The following is a 396-nucleotide window of genomic DNA, read 5'->3' as shown; positions in this document are numbered from 1 at the left end:
ACGAGGTGGTTGCGCGCCTCAAGCCCGGGATAATCATGTGCCGCGAGAAAGAGGACGCGACGTCGGCACGCATCCTGGAGACGATCCTGGCCGACGAGGAAGGCCACATCGACTACCTGGAAACCCAACTCGAGCTCATGGAGAAGTTGGGCGACGCGCTCTACGCAGCGCAGTGCGTCTCCCGCCCGCCGCAGTAGCGCCAGGAGTTTCGGCTCAAGCCGCCCTGGGTAGCCCGGTGACCGCCGGTTGCCCGGGGCGGCTTTGTTCGCGCTGTAACTTTCATAGCTTGTCTAACGATATCGTGGTTGAACTGGCAGGCAGGTGAAAGGAAGTCATGTCGAGCCCATCAACCACCGCCGAGCAGACCTCTGGCGCGGCACTGCTGAGCGTGCGCAG

At 63.1% G+C, this 396-nt stretch carries 1 protein-coding gene; it reads left to right on the top strand.

Translation table 11 applies throughout. The features are described 5' to 3' along the window. Positions 1–197: ferritin-like domain-containing protein (locus RNC47_RS37305; RefSeq protein WP_311605322.1), on the top strand; the 197-nt coding region annotated here is incomplete at its 5' end. Positions 198–396 lie beyond the last annotated feature (199 nt).

Source organism: Streptomyces millisiae (assembly GCF_031845425.1).
GTDB classification, from domain to species: Bacteria; Actinomycetota; Actinomycetes; order Streptomycetales; family Streptomycetaceae; genus Streptomyces; species Streptomyces millisiae.
This window is presented reverse-complemented; position numbering and strand designations above follow the sequence as displayed.